General features: G+C 59.5%; 7 protein-coding genes. 6 read left to right on the top strand and 1 reads right to left on the bottom strand.

Annotated elements, in window-relative coordinates; genetic code table 11:
• Window positions 1-529 precede the first annotated feature (529 nt).
• Window positions 530-1,246 (top strand): calcium-binding lectin RapA2, encoded by a 717-nt coding sequence (gene rapA2, locus K6M89_RS28015; RefSeq protein ID WP_222141728.1) that lies wholly within the window; start codon window positions 530-532, stop codon window positions 1,244-1,246.
• 167 nt (window positions 1,247-1,413) lie between these two features.
• On the top strand, window positions 1,414-1,602 hold the full coding sequence (locus K6M89_RS28020; protein ID WP_064685074.1) for a hypothetical protein: 189 nt from the start codon (window positions 1,414-1,416) through the stop codon (window positions 1,600-1,602).
• Window positions 1,603-1,836: 234 nt separating this feature from the next.
• Here the strand turns inward: K6M89_RS28020 and K6M89_RS28025 are convergent, their stop codons facing one another.
• On the bottom strand, window positions 1,837-2,475 hold the full coding sequence (locus K6M89_RS28025) for a TetR/AcrR family transcriptional regulator (RefSeq protein ID WP_183596042.1): 639 nt from the start codon (window positions 2,473-2,475) through the stop codon (window positions 1,837-1,839).
• Window positions 2,476-2,754: 279 nt separating this feature from the next.
• On the opposite strand from K6M89_RS28025, the gene K6M89_RS28030 reads away from it, so the two are divergent.
• From K6M89_RS28030 to K6M89_RS28045, 4 genes are all read left to right on the top strand, one after another.
• The gene (locus K6M89_RS28030) at window positions 2,755-3,318 is read left to right on the top strand and encodes a TRAP transporter small permease (RefSeq protein WP_222141729.1); all 564 of its coding nucleotides are present in this window, start codon (window positions 2,755-2,757) and stop codon (window positions 3,316-3,318) included.
• A 10-nt stretch (window positions 3,319-3,328) separates the two neighbouring features.
• Window positions 3,329-4,609: a TRAP transporter large permease subunit gene (locus tag K6M89_RS28035; RefSeq protein WP_222141730.1), complete on the top strand. Its 1,281-nt coding sequence runs from the start codon at window positions 3,329-3,331 to the stop codon at window positions 4,607-4,609.
• A 69-nt stretch (window positions 4,610-4,678) separates the two neighbouring features.
• Entirely contained in the window at window positions 4,679-5,695 is a 1,017-nt protein-coding gene (locus K6M89_RS28040) for a TRAP transporter substrate-binding protein (RefSeq protein ID WP_222141731.1), read from the top strand.
• A 64-nt stretch (window positions 5,696-5,759) separates the two neighbouring features.
• Complete coding sequence (locus K6M89_RS28045) at window positions 5,760-6,620, top strand: shikimate dehydrogenase (RefSeq protein ID WP_222141732.1); 861 nt, start codon at window positions 5,760-5,762, stop codon at window positions 6,618-6,620.
• The last annotated feature ends 148 nt before the right edge of the window (window positions 6,621-6,768 follow it).

Genomic DNA, 6,768 nt, shown 5'->3' on the forward strand with positions numbered 1-6,768 from the left:
TTTGGGACAGCATCGCGACCCTTGCGCCGGCCGATCAACGACCGCAGCCGCAGTCGCCATATTTCGTGGGTTCAAAAAGAAATCCTCTGACGGCCGGAGCCGGAATCATCTTGCTGCTGGGATTGCCCATGGGCCGCCCGGATGGCGCATGCCGCCGATCCTTTTGCGTTCATTCCCGTGTCGGCACTGCTTGAGTGTCCGGTGAGATCGGCTGCGGCTAAGGTAGGTGCCGGTGTCCAGGATTGCAACGGTGTGCAGCCGGGATAGAAGCAGCGTCAGAAGAGCACGGCCGCAACATAGTCACGGGGCAGGTTCCTTCAAGTTTACCGGGTGTAAATTGGTCGAAATTGCTTCAAATTTGATTGAAGCAGATAACGTATTGGTCGCTTCATAAACGTCACTGCACGTTATGGGTGAATGTTAACCTTGCGTTAAATACCCCATTGACTTGTAGTATTAATAAGTTGTTAAAGAAGCCGCTCGCTAAGGTCAAAATGACCCACCGATAAAACAATTTTAGGAGAAACTAATGGCTTCCCCGATTCACGCAACTGATGATAGTGCAACTTTTGCAGAAACCGACGTAATTTCCGGAAATCTTCTGTCCAACGATTCCTCCGACAACGGCCACCTGTTCCTGCGCGCCTTCGACCAGCAGACGGTCGGCGCCAAGCAGGCCGGTCAGGTCACCACGATCCAGGGTGACTACGGCACGTTCTTCGTCAAGGCCGATGGCAGCTACACCTATGTGCTGAGCGATGCTGCCAAGATCGGTTTCGCCAACGGTGAGACGCTGGTCGAAAAGGTTTCCTACAAGATCTCCGACGGCGCCGGTCACACCGACATGGGCCTGTTCACCCTGAACATCCAGGGCGTGACCCAGATCAAGCCGGTCGCGGTCGATGACACCTACAGCTTCACCGAAGGCCAGCCCATCGGCGGCAACGTTCTGGACAACGACATTGCCGGCGACAACGGCAAGATGTTCCTGCGCCAGTTCCTGAGCACCAAGGTAGACGCTGCTGCCGACGCCGTAACCGACGTTGCCGGCACGTATGGCACGTTCCATGTCAAGTCGGATGGCACGTTCACCTACGACCTGACGGCCGATCTGGATGCAGGCGTGACCTACACGGAAGTTCTCCGCTACTACAAGATCTCCGACGGCGAAGGCAATACGGACACCGCCAAGGTGACGCTCAACATCATCGGCACGGACGCTCATCCCGACGGCGTCGGTGTTTGATCCGCAGCAATAGATCAGTAAGACAAGACGCCCGCCGCGCCATCGGCGGGCGTTTTCGCATCCGCGTTGCTGATACGTGCTTCCTGGATATAGTTGCTCGTAATCCTTTTTAGCTAGTTCTTATAAAATCCTCAGGGGCGTAGTCTTGCTGTTCGGAGGACACGCCGTTGACCGAACACATCGAACCCAGGCAAATCGAAACGGACGATCTGACGAAAGTCTGGTCCGTCACGGAATTCTGCGCTCGTCACTATATAGATGCCGAGGAACAAGCGATGCTGCTCAAACTTTTCGGGCCCTTCGCGACGGCCTGCGAGCTGTTGCACAATGCCAGACGTGCACAGCGATTTCGATGATGTCTTTTATTCTTCCCTCGCTCTTCTTTGCGGAAGAATGGCGGCTCCAACATATGCTCGAGGTTAGGATCTGACCGTGCGTTCGCGGGCGACTGCCTAATGTCGCAGTGCCCCTGCGCGTCTGAACAGACGCGCAGGGGCAAGCCACCTTCGGCCGACGGTTGGCGCCGGCGCCGAGTTCGAAATCACCCTGCCCGTGCCATCGCCGCGCAGTTGAGGTGGAGCGTCCTGCCCTCAGCTTTTCAGATAGCTGACGACAGCGTCGGCAATCATGCCGCGATGGCGTTCGATGGTATCGCCGTCCGAGAGATTGCGCCTGAAGATAGTGCCGAACGTATAACGGTTGGACACGCGGAAGAAGCAGAAGGCGCTGATCATCATATGGATGTCGATCGGGTCGGCCTTGCGCCGGAAGATGCCCTGGTCGAAGCCGCGCTCCAATATGCCGGCGATGGTTTCGATAACCGAAACGTTGAGATCGCGGATCGCCTCCGAGCGAAGCATGTGTGCGGCATGATGAATATTCTCGATGCTGACGAGGCGGACGAAATCCGGATTGGCCTCGTCGTGGTCGAAGGTCGTCGAGATCAGCGTCCGCAGCGCCTCTTCCGGTTCGAGATTGGACAGATGCAGATCGGATTCCAGCGAGCGGATCTTGCGATAGGACTGCTCCAGGACGGCAAGATAGAGTCCCTCCTTGCTGCCGAAATAATAATAAATCATCCGTTTCGAGGTGCGCGTCTTCTCGGCAATCGAGTCGACGCGGGCGCCGGCGAGGCCATGGGTCGAGAATTCATGAGTTGCGACGAGGAGGATGTCTTCCTTCGTCTGCTCCGGATCATTCTTCCGGCCGTTTTCGCCCCGTTCCGCCATGGACCTCGCTACCGCACTTTCTAATCTATTGTTTTATATTTCGAATTTCGGTCTTCGGCTTCAGTGGAAGCATGCGTTTCTGTTTCCGATGACCCGTCAGTCTTATTCACGTTGACGACATGTTTCAACAGATGCTGCTTGACATACGAACTAGTTAGTACATTTTGAAGAGGCGACCAGTGGAGGAATTGATCGCGACGGCAATATTTCGGTCACGACGCGCCAGGCGGGTCTGACGACGGTCGGCCGACAGGGCAAGGCAACGCTTGGGAGGAGCGAATGACCCGTATTATCGATTTCTATTTCTTCGCGCTGAAGGTGACGATCGCGCTCCTGCTGGCAGCTATGGTCGTGCTGGTTTTCGGCAATGTCGTGCTCCGTTACGCCTTCAACCAGGGCATTACCTCTTCGGAGGAACTCTCGCGCATCTTTTTCGTATGGCTGACCTTCCTCGGCGCCGTCGTCGCGATGCGCGAGCACGCGCATCTCGGTGTCGATTCCCTCATCACGCGCCTCCCGAAGCCTGTCGCCAAACTCGCCGTGCTTCTCGGGTATGGCATGATGCTCGCCGCCACGTGGCTGATGATCAGCGGCAGCTGGACCCAGACGCTGATCAATCTTCATGTTTCGGCGCCGGCAACCGGTATTTCGATGGGTGTCTTCTACGGCGCCGGACTTGCCTTCGGTGTGCCGGCCTTTTTCATCCTTCTGTGGGACGCCTTCGCGATCGTCACCGACCGCATCGATGTGACGACGGCAGCACTGGTGCGCGACAGCGAGGAAGAGGCTGCGCTCGAAGATCCCGCGCACACGGCTTTTTCCGTGCTGAAGCCGAAGCACTGAGGAGGCCGTCATGACCGTCACCATTTTCCTCGGCGCACTTCTCGGCCCCATGGCGCTCGGCGTGCCGATTGCCTTTGCCCTCATCATAACAGGCGTGGCGCTGATGATGTATCTCGGCATGTTCGATGCGCAGATCGTCGCGCAGAATGTGCTGAACGGCGCCGACAGCTTCCCGCTAATGGCCGTGCCCTTCTTCCTTCTCGCCGGTGAGGTGATGAACACCGGCGGCCTTTCGCGCCGTATCGTCAATCTCGCCATGGCCATGGTCGGTCATATCAGAGGCGGCCTCGGCTTCGTCGCGATCTTCGCGGCCTGCGTATTATCCAGCCTTTCGGGATCGGCCGTCGCCGATGCGGCCGCCCTTGGCGCCCTGCTCTTCCCGATGATGCTGAAATCGGGTCATGATCCGGCTCGCGCCGGCGGCCTGCTCGCCTCGGCCTCGATCATCGGCCCGATCATCCCGCCCTCGATCGGCTTCATCCTCTATGGCGTCATAGGCGGAGTTTCGATCACCAAGCTGTTCCTGGCCGGCATCGTCCCCGGCCTGTTGATCGCGGCTGCCCTTTGCATCACCTGGCTGATCGTAGCCCGCAAGGAACAATTCGCCCTGCCGCCGAAACAGAGCGGCGCCGTGCGGATCAAGGCCTTCGTCGAAAGCATCTGGGCGCTGATGCTTCCCGTCATCATCATCGTCGGCCTGAAATTCGGCGTGTTCACGCCGACCGAAGCCGGCGTCGTGGCGGCGGTCTATTCGCTCTTCGTTTCAATGGTCGTCTATCGCGAACTGCCGCCGTCTCGGCTGTTCGAGGTCTTCGTCGCGGCCGCGAAGATCACCTCGGTGGTGATGTTCCTGGTGGCCTGCGCCGCCGTCTCGGCCTGGCTGATCACCGTCGCCGATGTGCCCGGCGAGCTTGCAAGCCTCGTCGAGCCGCTGATGGACAATCAGACGCTGCTGCTGCTTGCCATCATGGTGCTCATCATCGTCGTCGGTACGGCCATGGACATGACGCCGACGATCCTGGTGATGACGCCGGTGCTGATGCCGATTATCAAGCAGGCGGGCATCGACCCGGTCTATTTCGGCGTGCTGTTCATCATCAACAATTCGATCGGGCTGATAACGCCGCCGGTCGGAACGGTGCTCAACGTCATTTGCGGCGTTTCGAAGTTGTCGATGGAGGATCTGATGAAGGGCGTCATTCCCTTCATGATCGCCGAGCTGATCGTTCTGCTTCTGCTCGTCCTTTTCCCTGCGCTGGTGACCGCTCCGGTCGCCTGGTTCGGACACTGATGTCGCCGTGTCGGCGATGGAATCTCAACGCAGCCGGACGGAGATCCGGCTCTATCCTGGGAGGAAAACATGCTGAATAGATTGACGAAACTGGCGCTGGGACTGGCTCTGCCCATGGCTCTCTTGGCGAACGGCCCTGCTATGGCCGAGATCCGCGAACACAACCTCAAATTCGCTGCCGCCAACAATAAGGGCCATCCCCAGGTCATGGGCATGGAGAAGTTCGCCGAGCTGGTGAAGGAAAAGAGCGGCGGCAAGATCGAGGTCAAGCTGTTTCCGGGCGGCGTCCTCGGCGGCGACGTTCAGACGGTGTCGGCCCTGCAGGGCGGCGTCATCGAGATGACGGTGCTCAACGCCGGCATTCTCGCAAGCAACGTCAAGCAGTTCGGCGCCGTCGACCTGCCCTTCCTCTTCAACAGCGGCGAAGAGGCGGACAAGGTGATGGACGGCGCGTTCGGCACCAGTCTGATGAAACTCCTGCCCGACACCGGCCTCGTCGGCCTCGCCTATTGGGAGCTCGGTTTCCGCAACCTCACCAACAACCGTCATGCGGTCACCAAGCTCGAGGACATCAAAGGCCTGAAGATCCGCACCATCCAGTCGCCGATCCCGATCGAGCTCTTCAACAGCCTGGGCGCCAATGCAGTGCCGCTGCCCTATACGGAACTCTATACCGCGCTCGAAACAGGCACGGTCGACGGCCAGGAAAACCCAGCCGCCAACATCATCAATGCGAAGTTTTTCGAGGTGCAGAAGTACATGACGGTGACCCGTCACCAGTACAATCCGCAGATCGTGCTCATCAGCAAGAAGTTCTGGGACGGCCTGAACGAAGAGGAAAAGGCAATCTTCGAGGCGGCCGCGACGGAAGCCCGCGACTATCAGCGCAAGGTTTCCAGGGAGCTGGACGCCAAGGCGATCGAGGAAATCAAGAAGACCGGCATGGAAGTCGCCGAGCTCAGCCCCGAAGAAACGCAGAAGCTGCGTGATGCCGTCAAGCCGCTGGTCGATAAGTTCGCGGCTCAGATCGGCGCGGAGACCGTCACGCAGCTCTTCAAGGAGCTCGACACGGTTCGCGGCAAGTAAACAGATCAGGCCCGCGGGCGACCCCGCGGGCCATTCCCATCACGAGCAAGACAGGAACTGGCGCATGGCCGAGACACTCCTGAAACCGTTGAAGGCCGGGCTGATTGGCGCCGGCATCCAGGCCTCGCTGACGCCTGCCATGCATATGCAGGAAGGTGCGGCGCAGGGGCTGGATTACGATTATGAGCTGATCGATCTCGCCAAGCTGGATGCGTCGCCGGCCGATCTTCCGCGTTTGATCGGCGATGCCGAAGCGCGTGGACTTGCCGGTCTCAATATCACTCATCCCTGCAAGCAGCTCGTCATTCCCCTGCTCGACGAGTTGTCGCCTGAGGCCCGGGCGCTCGGCGCCGTCAACACCGTCGTCCTGAAGGACGGCCGGCGCTTTGGCCACAACACCGACTGGTGGGGCTTTGCCGAAAGCTTTCGGCGCGGGCTGCCGCAAGCCGACCTTTCCTCCGCCGTGCAGCTTGGCGCCGGCGGGGCGGGCGTGGCGACCGCCTATGCGATCTTGACGCTCGGCCTCGAGCGGCTGACCGTCTTCGACCGCGAGAACGAACGCGCCGTCGATCTGGCCGAAACGATGTCCGCGCTCTTTCCCGGCGCGTCGATCGCTGCGGGAAGTGACCTGGAAACAGCAATGAAAGACGCATCCGGCCTGATCCATGCGACGCCGACGGGCATGGCCAAATATCCCGGCATGCCGCTTCCGCCCGAGCTTCTCGAACCACGGCATTGGGTGGCTGAGATCGTCTATTTCCCCTTGGAAACCGAGCTTCTGCGGCAGGCGAGGCAGCGCGGCTGCCGGACGCTCGACGGCGGCGGCATGGCGGTCTTCCAGGCGGTCGGCGCCTTTCGCCTGATCACCGGCAGGGAGCCCGATGCCGGCCGCATGCTCGCGCATTTCAAGACGATGACGACTTAACGCGTGTCGGAAAGGACCCTGCGATGAAGACCTCGATTGCGACCGTTTCATTGAGCGGCGACCTCAGCGACAAGCTGGAGGCGATCGCCAAGGCCGGCTTCGACGGGGTGGAGATTTTCGAGAATGATTTCCTGATCTTCGACGAGAG

The sequence above is a fragment of the Rhizobium croatiense genome (assembly GCF_019793465.1).
GTDB classification, from domain to species: Bacteria; Pseudomonadota; Alphaproteobacteria; order Rhizobiales; family Rhizobiaceae; genus Rhizobium; species Rhizobium croatiense.